The sequence below is a fragment of the Ornithinimicrobium pulveris genome, assembly GCF_050261105.1.
GTDB lineage: Bacteria > Actinomycetota > Actinomycetes > Actinomycetales > Dermatophilaceae > Ornithinicoccus.
The window spans coordinates 2,104,500-2,127,137 of record NZ_CP189837.1 but is presented as its reverse complement, the minus strand read 5'-3'; the positions used below and the strand labels follow the sequence as shown (position 1 = coordinate 2,127,137).

General features: G+C 70.7%; 19 protein-coding genes. 13 read left to right on the top strand and 6 right to left on the bottom strand.

Going from position 1 to position 22,638, the window contains the following annotated elements:
• Positions 1 to 19: 19 nt before the first annotated feature.
• The 3 genes from ACQBAT_RS09875 to ACQBAT_RS09865 are packed head-to-tail and all read right to left on the bottom strand — an operon-like array spanning position 20 to position 4,202.
• Entirely contained in the window at positions 20 to 1,117 is a 1,098-nt protein-coding gene (locus tag ACQBAT_RS09875; RefSeq protein WP_420746467.1) for an LCP family protein, read from the bottom strand.
• A gap of 24 nt (positions 1,118 to 1,141) precedes the next feature.
• The gene (locus tag ACQBAT_RS09870; protein ID WP_420746466.1) at positions 1,142 to 3,157 is read right to left on the bottom strand and encodes a thioredoxin domain-containing protein; all 2,016 of its coding nucleotides are present in this window, start codon (positions 3,155 to 3,157) and stop codon (positions 1,142 to 1,144) included.
• A 58-nt stretch (positions 3,158 to 3,215) separates the two neighbouring features.
• Positions 3,216 to 4,202: a hypothetical protein gene (locus ACQBAT_RS09865; protein WP_420746465.1), complete on the bottom strand. Its 987-nt coding sequence runs from the start codon at positions 4,200 to 4,202 to the stop codon at positions 3,216 to 3,218.
• 82 nt (positions 4,203 to 4,284) lie between these two features.
• On the opposite strand from ACQBAT_RS09865, the gene rimP reads away from it, so the two are divergent.
• From rimP to ACQBAT_RS09820, 9 genes are all read left to right on the top strand, one after another.
• Positions 4,285 to 4,857 (top strand): ribosome maturation factor RimP, encoded by a 573-nt coding sequence (gene rimP / locus ACQBAT_RS09860; RefSeq protein ID WP_420746464.1) that lies wholly within the window; start codon positions 4,285 to 4,287, stop codon positions 4,855 to 4,857.
• Positions 4,857 to 5,879, top strand: coding sequence for a transcription termination factor NusA (gene nusA / locus ACQBAT_RS09855; protein WP_420746463.1), 1,023 nt, complete (start codon positions 4,857 to 4,859; stop codon positions 5,877 to 5,879). Before rimP ends, nusA begins: the two co-directional genes overlap by 1 nt.
• A 73-nt stretch (positions 5,880 to 5,952) precedes the next feature.
• On the top strand, positions 5,953 to 6,234 hold the full coding sequence (locus ACQBAT_RS09850; protein ID WP_420746462.1) for a YlxR family protein: 282 nt from the start codon (positions 5,953 to 5,955) through the stop codon (positions 6,232 to 6,234).
• 201 nt (positions 6,235 to 6,435) lie between these two features.
• Complete coding sequence (gene infB / locus ACQBAT_RS09845; RefSeq protein WP_420746461.1) at positions 6,436 to 9,348, top strand: translation initiation factor IF-2; 2,913 nt, start codon at positions 6,436 to 6,438, stop codon at positions 9,346 to 9,348.
• Positions 9,349 to 9,434: 86 nt separating this feature from the next.
• A complete protein-coding gene (gene rbfA, locus ACQBAT_RS09840) occupies positions 9,435 to 9,929 on the top strand; it encodes a 30S ribosome-binding factor RbfA (RefSeq protein WP_420746460.1) in 495 nt (164 codons plus the stop codon).
• The gene (gene truB / locus ACQBAT_RS09835; protein ID WP_420746459.1) at positions 9,919 to 10,854 is read left to right on the top strand and encodes a tRNA pseudouridine(55) synthase TruB; all 936 of its coding nucleotides are present in this window, start codon (positions 9,919 to 9,921) and stop codon (positions 10,852 to 10,854) included. The genes rbfA and truB overlap by 11 nt, the downstream gene beginning before the upstream one ends.
• A gap of 10 nt (positions 10,855 to 10,864) precedes the next feature.
• Positions 10,865 to 11,827 carry a bifunctional riboflavin kinase/FAD synthetase gene (locus ACQBAT_RS09830; RefSeq protein ID WP_420746458.1) on the top strand — a complete coding sequence of 321 codons (963 nt, stop codon included), beginning with the start codon at positions 10,865 to 10,867 and terminating at the stop codon, positions 11,825 to 11,827.
• A 23-nt stretch (positions 11,828 to 11,850) separates the two neighbouring features.
• Positions 11,851 to 12,960, top strand: a complete 1,110-nt coding sequence (rodA, locus tag ACQBAT_RS09825) for a rod shape-determining protein RodA (protein ID WP_420746457.1) — start codon at positions 11,851 to 11,853, stop codon at positions 12,958 to 12,960.
• A gap of 63 nt (positions 12,961 to 13,023) precedes the next feature.
• A complete protein-coding gene (locus ACQBAT_RS09820) occupies positions 13,024 to 14,868 on the top strand; it encodes an AMP-dependent synthetase/ligase (protein WP_420746456.1) in 1,845 nt (614 codons plus the stop codon).
• 43 nt (positions 14,869 to 14,911) lie between these two features.
• Here ACQBAT_RS09820 and ACQBAT_RS09815 read toward each other — a convergent pair whose 3' ends face one another.
• A complete protein-coding gene (locus ACQBAT_RS09815) occupies positions 14,912 to 16,186 on the bottom strand; it encodes an alpha/beta hydrolase family protein (protein WP_420746455.1) in 1,275 nt (424 codons plus the stop codon).
• A gap of 37 nt (positions 16,187 to 16,223) precedes the next feature.
• Here ACQBAT_RS09815 and ACQBAT_RS09810 point away from each other — a divergent pair, with 37 nt between their 5' ends.
• From ACQBAT_RS09810 to ACQBAT_RS09800, 3 genes are all read left to right on the top strand, one after another.
• Positions 16,224 to 16,733: a PH domain-containing protein gene (locus ACQBAT_RS09810; protein WP_420746454.1), complete on the top strand. Its 510-nt coding sequence runs from the start codon at positions 16,224 to 16,226 to the stop codon at positions 16,731 to 16,733.
• Positions 16,734 to 16,799: 66 nt separating this feature from the next.
• Positions 16,800 to 18,773 carry a TIGR03960 family B12-binding radical SAM protein gene (locus ACQBAT_RS09805; protein WP_420746453.1) on the top strand — a complete coding sequence of 658 codons (1,974 nt, stop codon included), beginning with the start codon at positions 16,800 to 16,802 and terminating at the stop codon, positions 18,771 to 18,773.
• Between the two features lie 44 nt (positions 18,774 to 18,817).
• A complete protein-coding gene (locus tag ACQBAT_RS09800) occupies positions 18,818 to 19,348 on the top strand; it encodes an SRPBCC family protein (protein WP_420746452.1) in 531 nt (176 codons plus the stop codon).
• Positions 19,349 to 19,354: 6 nt separating this feature from the next.
• Here ACQBAT_RS09800 and ACQBAT_RS09795 read toward each other — a convergent pair whose 3' ends face one another.
• Positions 19,355 to 20,545 (bottom strand): phosphoglycerate dehydrogenase, encoded by a 1,191-nt coding sequence (locus tag ACQBAT_RS09795; protein WP_420746451.1) that lies wholly within the window; start codon positions 20,543 to 20,545, stop codon positions 19,355 to 19,357.
• Positions 20,546 to 20,552: 7 nt separating this feature from the next.
• Entirely contained in the window at positions 20,553 to 21,632 is a 1,080-nt protein-coding gene (gene serC, locus ACQBAT_RS09790; protein ID WP_420746450.1) for a 3-phosphoserine/phosphohydroxythreonine transaminase, read from the bottom strand.
• A gap of 212 nt (positions 21,633 to 21,844) precedes the next feature.
• Between serC and ACQBAT_RS09785 the strand changes: the two genes are divergently transcribed.
• Complete coding sequence (locus ACQBAT_RS09785) at positions 21,845 to 22,633, top strand: TIGR03936 family radical SAM-associated protein (protein WP_420746449.1); 789 nt, start codon at positions 21,845 to 21,847, stop codon at positions 22,631 to 22,633.
• The last annotated feature ends 5 nt before the right edge of the window (positions 22,634 to 22,638 follow it).

The following is a 22,638-nucleotide window of genomic DNA, read 5'->3' as shown; positions in this document are numbered from 1 at the left end:
CGGTAGACGAGCGGGTGGGTCAGGGCGCGTAGCCCGTCCCGTGGCGCTCCACATAGCCAGCGATGTCGTCCTCCCGCAGCGCCCGCCCGAGCTCGGTCGTCCGGGCTTCGTCGACGATATTGACCGACTGGCCGGACACGGTCCCGAAACCGGTGATCGGCACCATCAGCGAGTGCGTGTCCTCGGGGTCGATCGAGGTCAGCAGCGGCACCAGTGCCACGAAGTCGGCAGCGTCCAGATCGCCGGTCACCCGGACGTTGCCGTAGAGCTGCTCGACCAGCTCGGGGAAGGCCGAGGGGTCCTCGGCCAACCGCTCCTGCAGCCGGTGCATGATCCCGATCAGCACCGCCCGCTGCCGCTCGGTGCGGTCCAGGTCGCCCAGGGGAAGCCCCTGGCGCTGCCGGCTGTAGATCAGCGCGTCCGTGTTCTCCAGCCAGATCGGTCCCTCCTCGAAGGAGATGTGCCGACCGGTCGACTCGACCGTCACGCTCGTCGCGTGCCGGTTGTCCACCTCGATCCCGCCCAGCCAGCGGGTCAGGTTGATGAAGCCGTTGAAGTTGGCCTGCAGCGTGTAGTCGATCTCGACGCCGCCGAGCAGCTGGGACACGGTCTCGGTCAGGGTGGGCGTGCCGCCGCGGGCGAAGGCCGAGTTGATCTTGCCCTCGCCGAGCCCCGGGATCGGCACCCACATATCGCGCGTGACCGAGATCAGCGCCGGCTCCTGGCGGTCGGCCGGCAGATGCAGCAGAAGAATGGTGTCGGCCTGCCCCTCCATCGACTCCGGGTCCCGGGAGTCGGTGCCGATGATGAGCACGTTGACCGGACCGTCGGCCAAGGGGGAGGGGGCCGTGGTCTCCTCGGGCTCGGACGCCTGCGCCTCACCGGTCTGAGCAGCCTCGTCGGCCGGAGCCGCACTCGTCGCGTCCGCGTCCGTCTCGCCCAGGACCTCCTCGCTCGCGGTCGCGCTGTCGCCGTCGGCCGCCGTCGTCGGCGCGGGGTCGGAGGTCACGCTGGGTCCTGGCTCGCTCGTCGGTGCGGTCTGCCCGCCCTCGCCGCCACCGCAGGCGGTCAGACCCAGGAGGAGGGTGAGGAGCAGGGCGAGGAAGCGGACAGGCATGGCCAGCATCCTGCCGGACCCAGCTCAGCGGGCCGAATCCCCCGGCGCCGTCGGCAGGTCGCCTGGCTCCCGGGTGGGCAGCCCGCAGGTCGTTCCGCGGCAGACCACAGCGGTCCCGGGCGGCAGCTGCGGGTCGAGGCCGACGAGGATGCCCGAGGGGGTATGCCGCACCACCTCACCGAGCGCGGTCGACCCGCTCGGCCCTTCGTTCGCCTCCGGTTCGTGAGCGTCCGGTCCGTTGGGCTCAGGGCCCACGCCCACGCGCACGAGCGCGGGACCCGACAGCAGCTCCTCAGCCCCGGCCAGCGCCCACCCGGCGAAGCGGGGCGCAGCGAGGGCGAGGTGCGACATACCGGACAGGGCCGCCGCGCCGCGCTCGAGGTGGGTGACGGAGCTTGCCTGCACCCCGTGCCGCAGCGTGGCGACCGCGAGTGAACTGAGGCCGCCCGGTTCGGCATTGTCGCCCTCGGCTCGCGGGGTCAGGACGAGGCGCTCGGCATCGTGACCGGTGCTGGTGAAGGTCCCGTCGGGGCCGTCGAACAGGTCGAGGGCCGAGCTCACCAGGTCGCCAGCGGCGGACAGCCAGGCTCCGTCCCCGGTGGCCCGGTGCAGGGCCAGCAGGCCGTCGATCAGGTTGCCGTAGTCCTCGGCCACGCCCAGCGCGGAACCCACGTGGCCGTCCCGGGAGCTGCGCCGCAGCCGGCCGTCCACGACGTGGGTGTCGAGCAGGAAGCGGGCGCACCGCGCGGCGACATCGACCCAGTCCGGCTCGTCCAGCGCCCAGCCGGCGTGCGCCAGGGCGGCGACGGCCAGCCCGTTCCAGGCGGTGATGACCTTGTCGTCCCGGGCCGGCTGGGGGCGCAGGGTGCGGTGCAGGAGAAGGCGTTCGCGGATCCCGGCGAACCATGCCCTCTCGTCCTCCGGGACGTCCGCGCGCAGTTGGAGCGTCGATGCCCCCTCCTCGAAGGTACCGGTGGGGGTCACTCCGAAGATCTCGGCCGCACGGGCCCCGTCCTCCTCGCCCAGTGCGCCGGACAGCTGCTCGGGGGTCCAGACGTAGGTCAGCCCCTCGACGCCCTCGGTGTCGGCGTCCAGCGAGCTGGCGAAGGCGGCCTGCTCGGTCCAGAGCTCGTCCAGCAGCCAGCCCACCGTCTCGCGCACGATCCGGTTGGCCCACGGCCGCGAGCCGGCGTCCGCCCGTGCCAGGTCGGTGTAGACGGGGAGAAGAAGGGCGTTGTCGTAGAGCATCTTCTCGAAGTGCGGGACCACCCAGGCGCGGTCCACGGCATACCGGGCGAAACCGCCGCCCAACTGGTCATAGGTGCCCGACCGGGCCATGGCCTCGCAGGTCTCGCGGACCATCCTCAGGGCGGCGGGGTCGCCGGTCCGGCCGTGGTGGCGCAGCAGGAAGGCGAGCACCATCGAGGGCGGGAACTTCGGTGCCCCGCCGAAGCCGCCCCACTGGGTGTCGAAGTCGGCTGACAGCCCCGCGACCGCGGCGGACAGGTCAGCCTCATCGAGCGGGTCGGCGCCGCCGGCCGACGATTGGGCCGCCTCCGCGGCCTCCTGGAGGGCGGTGACGATGCGCTCCCCACCCTCGCGGACGCGGTCCGGGTCCTCCTGCCAGGTGGCGGCGGCCCCGGCGAGCAGCCGCAGGAAGTGCTCCTTGGGTAGGTAGGTGCCCGCCCAGAAGGGGGCGCCGTCGGGGGTGAGCAGGCAGGTCATCGGCCAGCCGGCGTGCCCCGTCAGGGCGGTGGTGGCGGTGAGGTAGACGGCGTCGACGTCCGGGCGCTCCTCGCGGTCCACCTTGATCGCGATGAAGTCGTCGTTGACGGCGGCGGCCACCTGCTCGTCCTCGAAGGACTCGTGCGCCATCACGTGGCACCAGTGGCAGGCGGCGTAGCCGACCGAGAGCAGGATCGGCAGGCCCCGGCGTCGGGCCTCGGCAAAAGCCTCCTCGCCCCACTCCCACCAGTCGACCGGGTTGTCGGCGTGCTGCTGGAGGTAGGGCGAGGTGCTGGCGGCGAGGCGATTGGCCATGCTCGCCACGGTAGGCGAGTGCGCGGGTGCGGGCGAGCCTGGGGCCGGGGGAGGTGCCTCAGGGCAGGGTCATGCCTGGGAAGGGGGTTTCCTGCGAGCCCAGGGTGCGGGCCCACAGCACGCTCTCGGCCATGACGCGCACGATGCCGGTGAGCTGATCGGCATTGCCGCGGACGCGCTCGGTTGCGCCGAGGGCGGCGGGGGCGATGTCAGCCACCAGGGCGCGGGCCAGCGATCGTCGCTGTCCCTCGGTCTCCAGCGGCTCGGGCAGGTCGTAGCCGAGGGGCGGGACCGGCGCCGTGTCGCCGGCGAGCGTGGTGAGCTGCCGGGTGAGGCTGCGGATCTGGTCCAGCACCAGCTCGTACTCCGCGCGCTCGTCCTCGCGGGAGCGGGCGGCGACGACCTCGAGGCCGAAGATCGCCGGTCGGGTGACGGCGAGGAGTGGGACCGCGGCGGCGCCCTCCGGTCCCACGAGCGGCTCCCAGGAGGGGCTGGCCCCGAACTGGGTCGCGGCATCGGCGTGCTGGGCGGCCAGGCTGGTCAGCATGGGCAGGTTGGTCGGGGTTGCCTCGGCGAGGTCCGCGATCGTCTCGGGGAGGGCTGCGCGCAGGAGTCGGCCCAGGTCGATCTGGTCGATCTCGCGAGCGGCCGGCGCCGTCGTCGCGGCTGCCTCGTCCCTGCCCTGGCGGTCGGTCGGGCTGCCGGCCAGGGTGGGGAGGGGAACGCCGCCCAGGCTCAGCACCTGTTCCAGCCGCTCACGCTGCACGGTCCACAGCGGCTGGATCCGCGCCACCCGGTTGCGGCCCCCCTGCACGTGCCCGAGCTCGATCAGCGCCTCGTGGACACGCTCCCGAGCGGCGAGGAGGAGGTCGCTGTCGGCGGGCCAGGTCTCAGGGTCGTCGCGCACCACCGTGGAGGTCGGAGCAGGTGGCCTGCGTTCGGTCTCGTCACATCCCGCGAGCACCGCGACGGCGCCACCGGCAGCCAGCGCTCGGAGCAACGCGCGGCGGGTGGTCGGTCGGTGGGAGGGAATGACGGCGGACATCTCAGGAGGTAGGGTAGACCGTCTTGGACCAGCGGCGATGGCACGGCCGAGATGACAGCAGAAGAGAGCAGGAGGCCCCCGTATGGATGCCCGGGAACGCACCGAGAAGATCACCGCGACGGTGGACTCCGCCTTGGCGGGGTCGGGGGTCGTGGTGGACGACGTGTCCGTCCAGCAGGCGGGCAAGCGCCGCCTAGTGCGGGTCTTCCTGGCACGGGGTCTGCAGGACCTGGCTCCCGAGGACGACAGCAGCAGGGTCGCCCCGCTCAGCCTGGACGAGATCGCCGAGGCCACCCGCACCGTCTCCGATGCCCTCGATGGCGACGACGTCATGGGGGAGGCGCCCTACACCCTCGAGGTCAGCTCCGCCGGCCTCGACCGGCCGTTGAGCACCCCGGACCAGTTCCGCCGGAATGTCGGCCGCCTGCTCAAGGTCACCACCAGCGGCGGGTCGGACGTGGGGACCACCACCGGACGACTGGTGCGCTCGCACGCCGACGGGATCCAGCTGGAGGTCACCTCTGGCAAGGGCGGCCAGACCTCGACCGTGGACCTGCCGTGGTCGGCAGTGGAGAAGGCTGCTGTGCAGGTCGAGTTCAACCGGACCGACAGCGACTCCGCCAGCGGCAGCGACACCGAAGGAAAGGACTCCTGATGGACATCGACATGACCGCCCTGCGCGCGCTGGAGCGCGAACGTGAGATCCCGATGGACATCATCGTGGAGGCCATCGAGCAGGCACTGCTGTCGGCCTACCAGAAGGTCGAGGGGCACTACCGCCACGCGCGGGTCGAGCTGGACCGCAGCTCGGGTCACGTGACCGTCTGGGCACGGGAGGACGCGCCAGTGCTGGAGGACGGCACCCTGGGCGAGGCTGGCCCCGAGTTCGACGACACCCCCGAGGGATTTGGCCGGGTCGCGGCCGCGACCGCACGCCAGGTGATCACCCAGCGGATGCGCGAGCTCGAGGACGATGCCGTGCTGGGCGACTTCCGCGCCCGCGAGGGTGATATCGCCTCCGGGATCATCCAGCAGTCCAACGACCCGCGCTTCGTCCTCGTGGACTTCGGCACCGTGGAGGGCGAGCTCCCCACCGCCGAGCAGGTGCCTGGCGAGAGTTACGAGCACGGCCAGCGCATCCGCTGCTATGTGGTCAGCGCCAAGCGCGGCCCGCGCGGCCCGCAGATCATGCTCTCCCGTACCCACCCGAACCTGGTGCGCCGCCTGTTCGCGCTGGAGGTCCCGGAGATCGCCGACGGCAGCGTGGAGATCGCCGCCATCGCCCGCGAGGCGGGGCACCGCAGCAAGATCGCGGTGCACGCCACCGTGCCGGGCGTCAACGCCAAGGGCTCCTGCATCGGTCCGATGGGGCAGCGTGTGCGGGCCGTGATGGCAGAACTGCAGGGCGAGAAGATCGACATCGTCGACTACGACGAGGACCCAGAGAAGTTCGTGGCCTCGGCGCTCTCGCCGGCCAAGGTCCAGTCGGCGCGGATCGTCGACCCCCGCGCCCGCCAGGTGCGCGTCGTGGTGCCCGACTACCAGCTCTCCCTGGCGATCGGCCGGGAGGGCCAGAACGCCCGCCTCGCACACCGGCTGACCGGCTGGAAGATCGACATCCGGGCCGACACCGAGGAGCAGGTGGAGGGCGGGTCCGGCTCGGCTGAGACCCCCTGAGCGGTGTAGAGTGGATGGCGTTGCCCTGATCGGGCCCGATCACCCTGCACAGCCACGGCATCGTCCCGTCCGGATGTGCGTGGGGTGTCGCGGCCGGTCCGAGCAATCCGCGCTGCTGCGGGTCGTCGCCGTCCGGGATGCCACGGAGGTTGCTGCCGAGAGGTGGCGCATCGTGCCGGACGACCGAGGACGCGCACCGGGTCGAGGTGCCTACCTGCATCCCGATCCGCAGTGTCTGCGGGCCGCGATCGCCCGGCGGGCGTTCGGCCGGGCCCTCCGATTGCCGGGGGGAGCCGAGTCGGACACCACGCCGGTGCAGGAACGGATCGACGGCAGCGGCGCAGACAGCACGTGATGCAGCACACCGACCGGGTCGACCGACCCGGTCGTCACACGGGCGGGCCCGACCTGGGCCTGTCATCGAGGACACCGGAAGCGGGTTTGACGCTGATGAGCACCCGATGAGTACTCAGCGATGAGCACCCACCAGCACTAGTCACGGCTGTGCCCCGAGGAGGGCCCGGTCGTGGCGCAACACCAAGGAGAACACCACACCGTGGCCAAACTCAGGGTCTATGAGCTCGCCAAGGAGCTCGGGGTCGAGAGCAAGGAACTGCTCGCCCACCTCAAGGACCAGGGAGAGTTCGTCCGGTCGGCGTCGTCGACCATCGAGCCCCCGGTCGTCCGCAAGATCAGGGAGAACCCGCCCGCCGCCGCGAAGCCGGCGTCGGAGAAGAAGGACGCTCCCGCCAAGAAGGCTGCCCCGAAGCCGGGTGGCCCCAAGCCTGGCGCGCCCGGCCCCAAGCCGGGTGGCACCACCGACACCACCGCGTCTGAGAGCACGCCGTCCGAGAGCACGCCGTCCGACCGCAAGGCTGCTGACGAGAGCGCCAGCGTGGCCCAGGCGCCGAGCGCAGCGGCCGAGGACAGCCCTGCCCCCGCGAGCCCCGAGTCGGCCCCGTCGACCGAGGCTCCGGCAGCGACCGGCACGCCCGGGCCACGCCCGGGCCCGGCGGCTCCGTCCGCGACGCCCGAGGCTCCGGCTGCGGAGTCCACCCCCGGCCCCCGCGCGCCCCGTCCCGGTGCCAAGCCGGGCCCGCGCCCGGGCAACAACCCGTTCTCCTCCAGCCAGGGGATGGGCCGGGAGCGGCGCAGCGACCGTGCCGAGCGCGGTGACCGTGGCGACCGCGGCGGCGACCGCGGGGAGCGCGGCGGAGCGCCGCGTCCGGGTAACAACCCGTTCGCGTCGGCGCAGGGTATGCCCCGTCCTGGCGGCACCCGTGGCGGTGCCCCCGGCCAGGGTGGCCCGCGTCCCGGCGGTCCGCGTCCGGGCGGTCCCCGTCCCGGTGGCCCGCGCCCGAACCCGGGCATGATGCCCGAGCGCGCGGCGGTGCCGCGTCCCGGTGAGCGTCCGGCTCGTCCCGGCGGGCGTGGTCGCCCGGGTGGTCCCGGAGGCGGCCCCGGCGGTGGTCCCGGTGGTCCGGGCGGTTTCCGCGGTGGCCCCGGTGGCCGTGGCGGTGGTCCGCGCGGTCGTGGCGGCACCCAGGGCGCGTTCGGACGAGGCGGCGGAAAGGTCCGTGGCCGCAAGTCCAAGCGGGCCAAGCGCCAGGAGTTCGAGCAGATGCAGGCGCCCGCCATCGGCGGCGTCAACGTCCCCCGCGGCAACGGGCAGACGATCACCGTCCGCCGTGGCGCCTCGCTGACCGACTTCGCAGACAAGATCAACGTCGACCCGGCATCGCTGGTGACCGTGCTCTTCCATCTGGGCGAGATGGCCACCGCGACGCAGTCGCTGGACGAGGACACCTTCGGCGTCCTGGGCTCCGAGCTTGGCTACGACATCCGCGTCGTGTCCCCGGAGGAGGAGGAGCGCGAGCTGCTCAGCTCCTTCAACATCGACCTGGAGGCCGAGGCCGAGGCCGAGTCCGACGAGGACCTGCAGCCCCGTCCGCCGGTCGTGACCGTCATGGGTCACGTCGACCACGGTAAAACCCGGTTGCTGGACGCCATTCGTGAGTCCGAGGTGGGCTCCGGTGAGGCCGGTGGCATCACCCAGCACATCGGCGCCTACCAGGTGCACACCGAGCACGACGGCCAGGAGCGGGCCATTACCTTCATCGACACCCCGGGTCACGAGGCGTTCACCGCCATGCGAGCCCGCGGTGCCAAGGTGACCGACATCGCCATCCTGGTGGTCGCGGCCGATGACGGCGTCATGCCGCAGACGATCGAGGCGCTGAACCACGCCCAGGCGGCCGACGTGCCGATCGTGGTCGCGGTCAACAAGATCGATGTCGACGGCGCCAACCCGGCCAAGATCCGGCAGCAGCTGACCGAGTACAACCTGATCGCCGAGGAGTACGGCGGCGAGACCATGTTCGTCGACGTCTCGGCCAAGCAGGGCCAGAACATCGACCAGCTGCTCGACGCCGTCCTGCTCACCGCGGATGCTGCGCTGGACCTGCGGGCCAACCCCGACAAGGACGCTCGTGGTGTCGCCATCGAGGCCAACCTGGACAAGGGTCGCGGCGCCGTAGCGACCGTCCTGGTCCAGCAGGGCACCCTGCGGGTCGGCGACGCGATCGTCAGCGGGGCCAGCCACGGCCGCGTCCGCGCCATGCTCGACGAGCACGGCGTGAACGTCGACGAGGCGACCCCGTCCCGTCCGGTGCAGGTGCTCGGTATGGACACCGTGGCGCGCGCCGGTGACACCTTCGTGGTGGCTCCGGACGACCGCACCGCCCGTCAGATCGCCGAGAAGCGTGAGGCTGCCGACCGGCAGGCCGCGCTGGCCAAGTCCCGCAAGCGGATCAGCCTGGAGGACCTCAACCAGGCTCTCGCCCAGGGCAAGGTCGAGACCCTCAACCTCATCCTCAAGGGCGATGTGTCCGGTTCGGTCGAGGCGCTGGAGGACGCGCTGCTGCAGATCGACGTCGGCGACGAGGTCGACCTGCGGATCATCGACCGCGGCGTCGGTGCGATCACGATGAACAACATCAACCTCGCGGTCGCCTCCGACGCGATCATCCTGGGCTACAACGTCCGGGCCGAGGGTCAGAACGCCGACTACGCCGACAAGGAAGGCGTCGAGATCCGCTACTACAGCGTGATCTACCAGGCGATCGAGGACATCGAGAACGCGCTCAAGGGCATGCTCAAGCCCGAGTTCGAAGAGGTCGAGACCGGTTCGGCGGAGATCCGCGAGATCTTCCGCAGCTCCAAGTTCGGCAATGTCGCGGGTTCGCTCGTGCGCAGCGGCGAGATCCGCCGTGGCGCCAAGGCGCGGATCACCCGCGACGGGGTCGTCATCACCGAGAACCTCGAGGTCGCCGGTCTGCGGCGCTTCAAGGACGATGTCACCGAGGTCCGCGAGGGCTACGAGTGCGGTATCAACCTCGGCTCGTTCAACGACATCCAGGTCGATGACCTCATCACCACCTACGAGATGCGCGAGATCCCGCGCAGCTGAGCCTCGTGCTCATCCGGCCCGCACCGCTCCCGCAGCGGTGCGGGCCGTCCCCCCCAGCCATCCGATTTCTTCAGCAGGAGGACGTCATGACCGACCAGGCACGTGGACGCAGGATCGCCGAGCGCATCAAGCAGCTCGTCACCCAAGGCCTGTCCACGGTCGTCAAGGACGAGCGCAAGGGCTTCATCACCATCACCGACGTCCGCGTGACCGGCGACAGCCAGCACGCCAGCGTCTTCTACACCGTCCTCGGTGGTGACGAGGACCGTCAGGTGGCCGCGGAGATCCTGGAGGAGTACCGCGGCCGGCTGCGCAGCTTCGTCGGCAAGGGCCTGGGCATCCGGTTGACCCCCAGCCTCGAGTTCATCCTGGACGCGCTCCCGGAGGACGCCCAGCACCTCGATGACCTGCTGGCCAAGGTGGCCGCCCGGGACGCCGAGCTCGCCGCTGCGCGGGCCGCGGGCGGATATGCCGGCGAGGCGGATCCCTACCGCAAGCCGCGGGCCGCCGAGGCCGCTGATGCAGACGTCGAGAACGACACTCACAGCGACGCGGACGACCCGGCGGCGGATGACCGCTGAGACCCCGGTCGGCGACGGCCTGATCGTCGTGGACAAGCCGGCGGGCTGGACCAGCCACGACGTGGTCGGTCGAGCCCGCCGGCTGTGCCGTACTCGCCGGGTGGGTCACGCCGGCACCTTGGACCCGATGGCGACCGGGGTGCTCGTCCTGGGGGTCAACAAGGGGACCAAGCTGCTGACCTTTCTGGTCGGGCACGACAAGGGCTACACCGCCAGCATCCGGCTCGGCCAGAGCACCCTGACCGATGACGCCGAGGGCGAGATCACCGGTGGTGCTGACGCCGCCCACCTCACTGAGGCGCAGCTCGCCGAGGCCGTGGCCGGTCTCACCGGCGACATCCAGCAGGTCCCCAGCGCCGTCAGCGCGATCAAGATCGATGGCCAGCGTTCCTACGCCCGGGTCCGAGGGGGCGAGGAGGTTCGGCTCGCTGCCCGCCCGGTGACCGTCTCCCGGTTCCAGGTCCTGGCCACCCGCACGGCCGGCCTCCAGGAGGGCGACCGGTCCACCACCGTGGTCGACCTGGACGTCGAGGTCGAGGTGTCTTCGGGCACCTACGTCCGGGCCCTGGCCCGCGACCTGGGCGAGACGCTCGGCGTCGGCGGTCACCTGACCGCCCTGCGGCGCACCCGCGTGGGCGAGGTCGGCCTGGAGCACGCCGCCACCCTGGAGCAGATTGAGACGACCGGGGCTGCGGCATACCTCATCCCGTTGGCGGACGCGGCCCGCGCCGCGCTGCCTGCGCGCGAGCTGACCGAGCCGCAGGCCCGGGCCCTGGGGTACGGGCAGCGCATCGCCTCGGCCGAGCCGGGGCGGGGGGAGCCGGTTGCCGCCTTCGGGCCGGACGGCACCCTGGTCGCGGTCCTCGACGAGTCCCGGGAGCAGGCGCGCAGTCTGGTGGTCCTCGCCCCCGCGACGTCGAAGTAGAGTGACGCGCGTGCTCCGCTGGACCCACCTGGACGACGTCCCCGCCGATCTCGGCCCGACCGTCGCCACCCTCGGCAACTTCGACGGCGTGCACCGGGGCCACCGCGCCGTCCTGGCGACCGTCACAGATCTGGCGCGCGAGCGTGGCCTGCGTCCGGTCGCCGTGACCTTCGACCCGCACCCGGTCGCCGTGCTGCACCCGGAGCGCGCCCCGGAGGAGATCGTCGGCCTCGAGCACCGGCTGGCGCTGCTGGAGGAGGCCGGCCTGGAGGGGGTGGTGGTGATCGAGTTCACCCGTGAGTACGCCCAGCTCACCCCGGAGGACTTCGTCGTGCAGACCTTCGTGGAGGGGCTGCGCAGCCAGGTCGTCGTGGTCGGCCAGGACACCCGCTTCGGGCTGCACAACAGCGGCGACATCGCCACCATGCAGGAACTCGGCCAGGCCCACGGCTTCGAGGTCGTCGTGCAGGGCACCGTGGGCGAGCTCGAGGAGGGACAGCGGGCGTGGTCCTCGACGGCCCTGCGGGGTGCCCTTGCCGAGGGCGACATCCCCACCGCGACCGACATCCTCGACCGGCTGCACAGGGTCTCCGGCGAGGTGGTGCACGGTCATCACCGGGGGCGTGAGCTCGGCTACCCGACCGCGAACCTGGCCCCGGACAGCGAAGGGCTGGTCCCGGCCGACGGTGTCTACGCCGGCTGGCTGGAGCGTCCCGGCCTGGCCGCCGATCACCCCGACCGCCGCCTGCCCGCGGCGATCTCGGTCGGGACCAACCCGACCTTCGACGATGTCGTCCGACGCACCGTCGAGGCCTACGTGCTCGACCGCACCGACCTCGACCTCTACGGCGAGACGGTCTGGGTGGACTTCGTCGAGCGGCTGCGCGGCAACGTCAAGTTCGAGTCGATCGAGGCGCTGATGGAGCAGATGGGCGCCGACGTGGACCGGGCGCGCGCGCTGCTGGCGCGCTGACCGACCCAGATCCAGGTCCCGGTATGCCCTCGCGCCAGCTGGTCGAACGCTACGCCCGGACCGACTGGGGTCTGTTCGTCGCGGCGCTCGGCCTCTCCTTGATCGGCGCCCTGCTCATCTGGTCGGCGACCCGGGAGTGGGCGGGGATAGCCCTCGTCGTACGGCATCTGGTGAACGCCGGGATCGGTCTGGGGCTGGCGTTGGCGCTCGTCGCCGTGGACGTCCGGTGGCTGCGCGCGGTGGCCCCGTGGATCTATGGGGCGGGCCTGGTCGGGCTGGTCCTCGTCCTCACCCCGCTCGGCCAGACCATCAACGGCTCGCGCTCCTGGCTGTTCCTCCCGGGGGGCTTCTCCTTGCAGCCTGCGGAGCTGGCCAAGATCGGGGTGGTGATCGGGCTGGCCATGATCCTGGCCGAAGGCCGGGACCCGCTCCGCCCGCCCACCTGGCGTGATGTCATCCCGGCCTGGTTGCTGGCGGCCGTCCCGATCGGGTTGATCCTGCTGCAGCCCGACCTCGGCAGCGCCCTCGTCTTCGGGATGCTGACGATCGCCGTGGTCGCCGCCAGCGGCGCCTCGCGGTGGTGGACGGTCGCCGCGCTCGGCGGCACGGCGGCTGCGGTCACGGCGGCCCTCTCCGTGCCGCTGCTGGACCAGTACCAGGTCGACCGCATCCTGGCCTTCCGCGACCCGGGGCTGGACCCGGAGGGGATCGGCTACCAGACGCGGCAGGTCCGGCTGGCCATCGGTTCGGGGGGCTGGACCGGGACCGGGCTGGGGGAGGGGCCGCAGACCCAGGGCGGCTTCATCCCCTTCCAGTACACCGACTTCATCTTCTCGGTGGCGGGGGAGGAGCTGGGCTTCCTCGGGGCGGCCGGGTTGGTGCTGCTGCTGGGCTTCTTGGTGCTGAGGGCCTTCGTGGTGGGCCTGCGCTGCGAGGATCCCTTCGGCCGCTTGGTCGCCGTCGGGGTCGGAGCCTGGCTGGGTTTTCAGATCTTCGAGAACATCGGGATGAATGTGGGGCTGATGCCGGTGACCGGGTTGCCGCTGCCCTTCCTGTCCTACGGAGGCTCCTCGATGCTCGCCTGCTGGCTGGCGATCGGGCTGGTGTCCTGCGCGCAGCACCGACGCCGGTAGTTGGTCCTTCACCGACCGTCTGAGAGGATGCTGGGGACGCAGGCGCCGACGAAGGAGTTGACGATGGCCCGTTCCGTGACCGAAGAGAAGGTCGACCTGAGCCTCATCGAGGACCGCTCGCCCAGCGTGGGACACCTGTTCCGCGAACGGGTGGCCAAGAGCCCCGACCGGGATGCCTTCCTCTACCCGGACGGCGACGAGTGGCCCGCCCTGAGCTGGTCCCAGACCAAGGACCGCGCCTACGCGCTGGCCGCGGGGCTGATCGAGCTGGGGGTGCAGCCCGAGGAACGCGTCGCGCTGGCCTCCTCCACCCGCCTGGAGTGGGCGCTGGTGGACCTGGCGGTGATGTGCGCCGGTGCGGCGACCACCACGATCTACCCCACCACGCTGCCCGATGACGTCGCCTTCATCATCACCGACTCCGACAGCCGCGTCATCGTGGCCGAGGACCAGGAGCAGGTCGACAAGGTGCTGCAGCACCGCGACCAGCTCGGCGGCGTGACCAAGATCGTGGTCATCGATGGCGTTGGTGACGGCGAGGACGTGATCACCCTGGCCGACCTGGAGCAGCTGGGCCGTGACCGCCTGGCCAGCGAGCCGGGTGTGGTGGATGAGCGGATCGACGGGCTGACCCCTGACCACCTGGCCACGATCATCTACACCTCGGGCACCACCGGTCGCCCCAAGGGGGTCCGCCTGCCGCACTCGGCGTGGACCTACGAAGGTGCTGCGGTCGACGCGGTGAACATCCTCTCCGAGGACGACATCCAGTACCTCTGGCTGCCGCTGGCGCACGTCTTGGGCAAGGTGCTGCTCGTGCTGCCGCTGCAGATGGGCTTCGCCACCGCGGTCGACGGCCGGGTGGAGAAGATCGTGGAGAACCTTGCGGTCGTCAAGCCCACCTTCATGGGTGCTGCCCCGCGCATCTTCGAGAAGGCCTACGGCAAGATCACCACGATGATGGCCGACGAGGGCGGCGTGAAGGCCAAGCTCTTCGGCTGGGCAAGCGGGGTCGGCAAGGAGGTCGCGGACGTCCGCGCCGCCGGTGGTGAGCCGGGCGGGATGCTGGCGCTGAAGTACAACCTGGCCGACAAGCTGGTGCTCTCCAAGATCCGGGAGCGTTTCGGAGGCCGGATCCGGTTCTTCATCTCCGGCTCCGCCGCGCTGAACCAGGACGTGCAGAAGTGGTTCCACGCGATGGGGCTAACCATCATCGAGGGTTACGGTCTGACCGAGTCCAGCGCCGCGTCGATCGTGAACCGGCCCTCGGCCGGCGGCAACAAGATCGGCTCGGTCGGCTGGCCGCTGCCGGGCACCGAGGTCAAGGTCGCCGAGGACGGGGAGCTGCTCATGCGCGGCCCCGGGATCATGACCGGTTACCACCAAAACGACGACGCCACCGGCGAGAGCCTGCAGGACGGCTGGCTGCACACCGGTGACATCGCCGAGATCGACGAGACCGGCCACGTGCGGATCACCGACCGCAAGAAGGACCTGTTCAAGACCTCCGGCGGAAAGTACGTCGCGCCCTCACGCATCGAGTCGCTGTTCAAGAGCATCTGCCCCTACGCCAGCCAGCTGGTGGTCGAGGGCGACGGTCGCAACTTCGTCTCCGCCCTGATCACCCTGGACCCCGACGCGATTACCGCATGGGGTGCCAAGAACGGCATGGCCGGGGACTCCTACGCCCAGATTGTGACTTCGGACAAGGCCCGGGAGATGGTCCAGGGCTATGTCGATGAGCTCAACCAGAAGCTCTCGCGGCACGAGCAGGTCAAGCAGTTCCACATCCTCGACCACGACCTGTCGATCGAGGACGGCGACCTGACGCCCAGCATGAAGCTCAAGCGACGCAAGGTCACCGAGAAGTACAAGGACGAGCTCGACAAGTTCTACCAGGACGCCTGAGCACCCCGGTCCCACCCGAGCGGCTGATCGACCTCGCGGTCGGTCAGCCGCTCGCGCGTTCGGTCAACCACTCGGCGAGCCTCGCGTCATACCCCTCGGGGTCGGCATTCCAGGTCCGGGTGTGCTCGGCGCCGCTGTCGGTGTTGAGGGTGACGATGTCCGGCCGCTTCTCCGCGAGCGCCTTCGAGGGCCCATTGGGCACGAAGGTGTCGCCGTCGGAGTGCTCGATGTGGATCGGCAGCCCCGGCAGCTCGTCGGCTCGCGCCACCCAGTCGAAGTCGGCGAGCCGCAGGTCGCCGCGAGCCTGGATGAGCTGCTGGGCGACCCAGGTGAGGGGGCGAGGCAGACCGTTGAGCTCGCCCTGGGCGTAGAAGGTGTCCCGCCAGTCGATCACCGGCGCGTCCAGCCAGAGCCCGGTCACGAGCTCTGCCTCAGGTGAGCGGTCCAGGGTCTGCAGCGAGATCGCCGCCCCCATCGACCAGCCGAGCAGCAGCACCTGGTCCGCGCCCTGCTCGCGCGCATACGTCAGGGCCGACTCGACGTCGCGCCACTCGGTCTCGCCCAGGCCGTAGCGGCCGTTCGGGTCCGGCGGTGCCTCCGGGTCGTTGCGATAACTGATCGCCAGCGTGGTCAGGCCCGCATCGCGCAGCGTGGGCAGATAGCGCAGCGCCTCCTCCCGGCTGCCGCCGCGACCGTGCACGAAGATCGCCCAGGTGTCCTCGCTCCCGCCGGCCGCACCGTCGACGCTGTCGCCGGTGGCGGGCACCACCCAGGACGGCAGCGGGCCGAGCTCACCGGTCAGCTCCACCTCCTCGAAGGGCAGGTCGAGCGCGGAGGGATCGGGCCAGTAGACGTCCTGGGCCATCACCATCTCCACCGGTCCCTCCGGCAACTGGCCAGAGATCGACTCGTAGGACCGGAGCACCCGCTCACCGGAGTCGTCGAGGATCTCGCCGACGATCCCGACCACCGGCGCGTCCTCGGCGCCGAGCGTGCCACCCGCGAGCAACCATGCGTCGGCCTCGGCGGAGCGGAGCCCGTGCTCGCCGACATACGCGGCATACCCCTCCCGTTCCAGCCAGACGCGATCGGGCCCGTCGGCCTCGACGGTGACGGTGGACTGGCCAGCCGTGGTCACCGTGAGTGCCTGCCCGGAGAAGTACCAGCCGATCGCCAGCACTGCTGCCAGCGCGAGCGTGAGCAGGCTGAGGAGGAGGACCGCGACCCAGCGTCGCCAGCGGGTCCGCGTCGGCCGTGCCGTGCGCGTTCTGTTCGACGGTGTCACGGGGGAGGTGCGGGGCCCGACGCTGCTGCTCACGGGGTCACTGTCCCACGGCGTGGCCTAAGGTCGGGCCATGTCGAGGGGAACAGAATCAGGCAAGAGTTGGCGGATCAGCTGGCGTCCGGTGGACCCGGTGCCTCCCGTGGAAGGGGCCGGTGATGGCGATGCGGAGGGGAGCCGCACCTTCCGGGTTCTTGACCGGCCTGGCAACACAGTAGCCATCGCCGCCATGGGGTTCGGGGTCGTCCTCGGTCTGGCGCTCGCAGTCGTCTGTCTCCTGGCTTTTCGGAACGGTTACGGGGCGGTCTACCTCGTCCCGGCAGCCCTCGCGCTGGTCCTGACCGGTTCGGTGGCCGTCCTGTGTCGCGCGCTCATGGGCTGGACCAAGGTCAGCTCCGAGGGCATCGTGCTGCGGGAGGCCCTGGGGCAGGTGGAGGTCCCGTGGTCGCAGGTGCGGGGCTTTGAGCGGAACGATCGGGCCGAGTGGGCCACCCGCGTGCAGCGCGCTGAGGGTCGGCCGCAGGTGCTCCCTGGCGTGGCCAGGGGCGACCTGCCGGAGGTCGTGTCCTTCCGGCCCGAGTAGGGAGGACCGACACCGGCCGGACGTCACGGTTTCCGCCGGAAGCGGCTTCTCCTTACCCTAGAAGGCATGTCTGCGCTCCCGTCCGCCTCCGTTCGCGCTCCCGGTGAGTCACTGCTCGGCGACCTCGAGCCCTTGCTGGAGCAGGTGGCTAAGCCGGTGCAGTACATCGGCGGCGAGCTGAACTCCCAGGTCAAGGACTGGGACTGCGGCGGGGAGACGACGGCGCGCTGGGCGCTGATGTATCCCGACGCCTACGAGGTCGGGCTGCCCAACCAGGGCGTGATGATCCTCTACGAAGTCCTCAACGAGCAGCCCGATGTGCTGGCCGAGCGGACGTATGCCGTGTGGCCGGATCTCGAGGACCTGATGCGTGAGCACGGGGTTCCGCAGTTCACCGTGGACGCCCACCGCGCTGTGGGCGACTTCGACGTGCTGGGGATCAGCTTCTCCACCGAGCTGGGCTACACCAACATGCTCACCGCGCTCGACCTCGCCGGGATCCCGCTGCACAGCACGGATCGTGGCGAGGAGCACCCGATCGTGCTGGTCGGTGGCCACGCCAGTTTCAACCCTGAGCCGGTCGCCGACTTCATCGACGCCGCCATCGTCGGCGACGGCGAGGAAGCCGTGCTGCACACCTCGCGGATCATCAACGCCTGGAAGGCCGCTGGTCGGCCCGATGGTCGCGAGGGTCTGCTGCTCGAGCTGGCCCGCACCGGTGGTGTCTACGTGCCGGCCTTCTATGACGTCTCCTACCTGCCAGATGGCCGCATCCAGCGGGTCGCCCCGAAGCCCGAGCTGCACGGGGTGCCCTGGCGGGTCTCCAAGCACACGGTGATGGATCTGGATGCCTGGCCCTACCCGAAGACGCCCCTGGTGCCGATCACCGAGTCGGTGCACGAGCGGATGAGCGTGGAGATCTTCCGCGGCTGCACCCGCGGGTGCCGGTTCTGCCAGGCGGGGATGATCACCCGCCCGGTGCGCGAGCGCTCGATCACCGGCATCGGCGAGATGGTCGAGCAGGGGCTGTGTTCGACCGGCCTGGACGAGGTCGGTCTGCTCTCGCTGTCCTCGGCCGACCACTCCGAGATCGCCGAGATCACCAAGGGACTGGCCGACCGCTACGAGGGGACGCAGACCGGGCTGTCGCTGCCCTCGACCCGGGTCGACGCCTTCAACATCGACCTGGCCAATGAGCTCACCCGCAACGGCCGACGCTCCGGGCTCACCTTCGCGCCTGAGGGAGGGTCGGAGCGGATGCGCAAGGTGATCAACAAGATGGTCACCGAGGAGGACCTGATCCGGACCGTGACGGCCGCGTATGCCGCGGGCTGGCGACAGGTCAAGCTCTACTTCATGTGTGGGTTGCCGACGGAGACCGACGAGGACGTGCTGGCGATCGCCGACCTGGCCAAGAAGGTCATCGACACCGGCCGTGAGGTCTCCGGGCGCCGGGACATCCGGTGCACCGTGTCGATCGGCGGGTTCGTGCCCAAGCCGCACACCCCGTTCCAGTGGGCCGCCCAGCTCGGGGCGGAGGAGACCGACGCCCGGTTGGCCAAGTTGCGCGAGGCGGTGCGTTCGGACCGCCGCTACGGCTCGGCGATCGGCTTCCGCTATCACGACGGCCAGCCCGGCATCGTCGAAGGGTTGCTGTCCCGCGGTGATCGTCGCCTGGGCCAGGTCATCGAGGAGGTATGGCGTGCCGGTGGCCGGTTCGACGGCTGGTCCGAGCACTTCTCCTACGAGGGCTGGATGGCCGCGGCAGAGCGTGGCCTCGAGGGCACCGGGGTGGACGTCGCCTGGTACACCACCCGTGAGCGGGGCGAGCACGAGGTGCTGCCCTGGGACCACATCGACTCCGGCCTGGACAAGGAGTGGCTGTGGGAGGACTGGCTGGACGCGCTCGATGAGCGTGAGGTCGAGGACTGCCGCTGGACCCCGTGCTTCGACTGCGGAGTCTGCCCCCAGCTAGACACCGAGATCCAGATCGGCCCCACCGGCAAGACCTTGCTGCCGCTGACCGTCCTGCGCTCCTGACCCACCCGCACCTCCTCATCCGCAGAAGGCATGGGGGTGCTTGGATGAGGAGCATGGACGAGGACCAGAACGCGGACCAGCACCAGCGCGAGAGCACGACCGATGAGCAGATGGTCCGGGCCGAGCAGGTGGTCCGGGCCGAGCGGGAGATCGCAGCTCCCGCCGAGCAGATCTTCGAGCTGATCGCCGACCCCGCGCGACAGCCTGAGTGGGATGGCAACGACAACCTCGATCAGGCACCCCAGGGGCAGCGCGTGCGAGCCGTCGGGGAGGTGTTCACGATGAACCTCACCAACGGCAAGACACGCGAGAACCTGGTCAGCGAGTTCGAGGAGGGGCGCCTCATCGCCTGGCAGCCCGGCTCACCAGGGGCGGGACCGGCGGGTCACCTGTGGCGCTGGGAGCTGGAGCCCCTGGACGAGGGGAGCACCCTGGTCACGCACATCTACGACTGGAGCAAGCTCACCGATCCGGCGCGCATGGAGCGGGCCAAGGGCACGACCTCCCGGATGCTGCAGGCCTCGATCGACCGGCTGGCCCAGGTAGCCGAGGGTGACGTCGCCGACGGCAGTTGAACCCGCTCAGATCTTGCGGGCCCGCAAGACGCCGTCGATCCCTAGGATCTGCTCCTTCAGGTCATCCCGGACCTCGCCCTCCACGTCGACGAGGGTGTAGGCCACGTCGCCGCGCGACTTGTTGGTGAAGTCGCTGACGTTCAGTCCCGCATCGGCGAGCACCGCGGTGATCTGGCCGATCATGTTGGGCTTGTTCTGGTTGAAGATGCCCAGGCGCGTGGTGCCCGGGGTGCGGGTCATCACGACCTCCGGGAAGTTGACCGCATTGCGGATGTTGCCGTTGAGCAGGTAGTCCGAGAGCTGGTCGACGGCCATCATCGCGCAGTTGTCCTCGGCCTCACCGGTGGAGGCACCCAGGTGGGGCAGCGCGATGACCTTGGGGTGCACGGCCCCGGCCTCGGTGGGGAAGTCATTGACGTAGGCCGCGAGGTGGCCCGAGTCCAGCGATTCCAGCACGGCGGACTCATCCACCACGCCGCCGCGGGCGAAGTTCAGCAGCACGCCACCGGCCGGCATCAGCGCGAGCCGGTCGGCGTCGACCAGGCCCTTGGTGGCCTCGATCAGCGGCACGTGCAGGGTCACCAGGTCCGACCGGGAGAAGAGTTCCTCGACGCTGGTCACCTGCTCGACGTTGGGGGAGAGCTGCCAGGCGGCCTTGACCGTGACGGCGGGGTCATAGCCCAGCACCCGAAGGCCCAACGACTGGGCCGCATTGGCCACCAGGACGCCGATCGCACCCAGGCCGACCACCCCGAGCGTGCGGCCGGGCAGCTCGAAGCCGGCGTACTTCTTCTTGCCGGCCTCCACCTGGACATCCAGCTCCTTACCGCTCAGGCCCTGTTCGACCACGAGGTCGCGGGTGTACTCCGCCGCGTGGTAGAGGTTGCGAGCCGCGAGCAGCATGCCGGCGATCACCAGCTCCTTGACCGCGTTCGCGTTGGCGCCGGGGGTATTGAAGACCGGGATCCCGCGGGCAGCCATCTCCTCGATCGGGATGTTGTTGGTGCCCGCACCCGCGCGCGCTACGGCATACAGGCTGTCGGGGATCTCCATCGAGTGCAGGTCCGCGGACCGCACCAGGATGCCCCGCGGGTTCTCGATCTCGGTGCCGATGTCGAAGACGTCGCGGTCCAGCCGCTGCAGGCCGATCGGGGAGATCGCGTTGAGGGTCTTGATCGGGTAGGTGCCGTTGCTCATCGGGTGCTCAGCCGTTCTGCTTCTCGAAGTCGGTCATGAAGTCGACGAGGGCCTGCACGCCCTCGATCGGCATGGCGTTGTAGATGCTCGCGCGCATCCCGCCGACGCTACGGTGTCCGCCCAGCCCCGAGAGCCCGGCCTCGGCGGCGGCGGCCACGAAGGGCTTCTCCAGGGCGGGGTCGGGCACCAGGAAGGGGACGTTCATCCAGGACCGGGCGGCCGGCTCGACAGGGTTGGAGTAGAAGTCCGAGCCGTCGATCGCGCCATACAGGAGGTCGGCCTTGGCCTGGTTGCGGCGGCCCATCTCGGTCAGCCCGCCCTGCTGCTCGACCCACTCCAGGACCAGGCCGACGAGGTACCACGCCAGGGTCGGGGGCGTGTTGAGCATCGAGTCGGCCTGCGCCATCGCCGACCAGTCGAGCGCGCCCGGGACGTCTTCGCGAGCCCGGTTGAGCAGGTCGCGGCGGACGATCACCACGGTGATGCCGGAGGGCCCGAGGTTCTTCTGCGCGCCGGCGTAGATCACGCCGAAGCGGGTCACGTCCAGGGGCCGGGACAGGATGGTGGAGCTTGCGTCGGTGACGAGCGGCACCTCGCCAGCATCGGGCACGTAGGGGAACTCGACGCCGCCGATGGTCTCGTTCAGCGTGTAGTGCAGGTATGCCGCATCGCCGGGGACCTCCAGCGTCCCCTCCGCGGGCACGCTGGCGTAGTTGGAGTCCTTCTCATCAGCGATCACGCGGACGTCGACATACTTCTTGGCCTCGCCGATCGCCTTGGCGCTCCACGCGCCGGTGTTGACGTAGGCGGCCGCCGCGCCGGGCGCGGTGAGGTTGAGGGGGATGCCGGCGAACTGGCCGGTCGCCCCGCCCTGGAGGAACAGGACGGCGTAGTCGTCCGGCACCTGCAGCAGCGAGCGCAGGCGAGCCTCGGCCTCGGCGGCGATCCCGACGAACTCCTTGCTGCGGTGGGACATTTCCATCACCGACATCCCGGACCCACGCCAGTCGGTCATCTCATCCCGGGCGCGCTCGAGCACCTCGAGCGGCATGGTGGCGGGGCCTGCGGAGAAGTTGTGGACGCGCACTGGGTTTCCTCGAACGGTCGATGGGACGGGGGACGACGGCCCGCTCGGGAGGCGCGGGGGGTCCGCACGAGTCCCGATCGGTCGGACTCGGCATCGAGTTCGCCACCTAGATTAGCGACCGTATGCCGCAGCTGCGCTATCGCGTGCGTGTGGCGTGGGCCACGTGGTCGGCGTGGGCATCGCCACCTCGCGCGCAGGTAACCTGTGCGCCCATGGCCGGATCCCGACGCGTCCCCGAGGGCCCCGCGCCCGAGCCCGCCGTCCAGAAGCTGCGTATCCGCTACGCCAAGCGGGGCCGGATGCGGTTCACCTCCACCCGCGACTTCCAGCGGGCGCTGGAGCGCGCGGTCCGGCTGGCCCGGTTGCCCATGGCCTTCTCCGGCGGCTTCCATCCCCACCCCAAGATCTCCTACGCCAACGCTGCGCCGACCGGCGCTGCGAGTGAGGCCGAGTACGTCGAGATCTCGGTCACGCAGGTGGTCGACCCGGCGGAGGTGGCGGCCCGCCTGGATGCGGCGCTGCCGGACGGGCTGGACGTGCTCGAGGTGGTCGACGCCGCCGATCAGCCGGGTGCCCTGGCGGATGCGCTGCAGGGCAGCGTGTGGGCGATGCGCTTCCGCGCCGGGGAGGCCCCGCCACCAGCGGAGGGTGAGGTCGCCGAGTCCCGTATGGCGTCCGCCGTCACCGCACTCCTGGGCCGGGGAGAACTCCTCGTGACCCGGATGATGAAGAAGGGGCCGCGCGACATCGACGTCCGGGCGGCGATCCTGGACCTGGTGGTCGCTGCTGAGCCGGTGGCCGGGGTGCCCGCCGCCGAGGGGGACGTGGTGCTCCTGGCCAGCCTGCGGCATACCACCCCGACGGTGCGCCCGGAGGAGATCTGGACGGCCCTGCGGGAGGTGTCGCGGGAGGACTGGCCGCGGCCGGTGAGCACCCGCCTGCGGCAGGGGCCGGTCGACGGCGTGGACGTGGCGGACACGGTCGGGACGCCACCGGTGTGAGATAC

Coding starts and splice junctions, on each gene's coding strand:
- ACQBAT_RS09875 (WP_420746467.1), bottom strand. CDS start 1,117: ATGCCTGTCCGCTTCCTCGCCCTGCTCCTCACCCTCCTCCTGGGTCTG.
- ACQBAT_RS09870 (WP_420746466.1), bottom strand. CDS start 3,157: ATGGCCAATCGCCTCGCCGCCAGCACCTCGCCCTACCTCCAGCAGCAC.
- ACQBAT_RS09865 (WP_420746465.1), bottom strand. CDS start 4,202: ATGTCCGCCGTCATTCCCTCCCACCGACCGACCACCCGCCGCGCGTTG.
- rimP (WP_420746464.1), top strand. CDS start 4,285: ATGGATGCCCGGGAACGCACCGAGAAGATCACCGCGACGGTGGACTCC.
- nusA (WP_420746463.1), top strand. CDS start 4,857: ATGGACATCGACATGACCGCCCTGCGCGCGCTGGAGCGCGAACGTGAG.
- ACQBAT_RS09850 (WP_420746462.1), top strand. CDS start 5,953: ATGTGCGTGGGGTGTCGCGGCCGGTCCGAGCAATCCGCGCTGCTGCGG.
- rbfA (WP_420746460.1), top strand. CDS start 9,435: ATGACCGACCAGGCACGTGGACGCAGGATCGCCGAGCGCATCAAGCAG.
- truB (WP_420746459.1), top strand. CDS start 9,919: ATGACCGCTGAGACCCCGGTCGGCGACGGCCTGATCGTCGTGGACAAG.
- rodA (WP_420746457.1), top strand. CDS start 11,851: ATGCCCTCGCGCCAGCTGGTCGAACGCTACGCCCGGACCGACTGGGGT.
- ACQBAT_RS09820 (WP_420746456.1), top strand. CDS start 13,024: ATGGCCCGTTCCGTGACCGAAGAGAAGGTCGACCTGAGCCTCATCGAG.
- ACQBAT_RS09810 (WP_420746454.1), top strand. CDS start 16,224: ATGTCGAGGGGAACAGAATCAGGCAAGAGTTGGCGGATCAGCTGGCGT.
- ACQBAT_RS09805 (WP_420746453.1), top strand. CDS start 16,800: ATGTCTGCGCTCCCGTCCGCCTCCGTTCGCGCTCCCGGTGAGTCACTG.
- ACQBAT_RS09800 (WP_420746452.1), top strand. CDS start 18,818: ATGAGGAGCATGGACGAGGACCAGAACGCGGACCAGCACCAGCGCGAG.
- ACQBAT_RS09795 (WP_420746451.1), bottom strand. CDS start 20,545: ATGAGCAACGGCACCTACCCGATCAAGACCCTCAACGCGATCTCCCCG.
- ACQBAT_RS09785 (WP_420746449.1), top strand. CDS start 21,845: ATGGCCGGATCCCGACGCGTCCCCGAGGGCCCCGCGCCCGAGCCCGCC.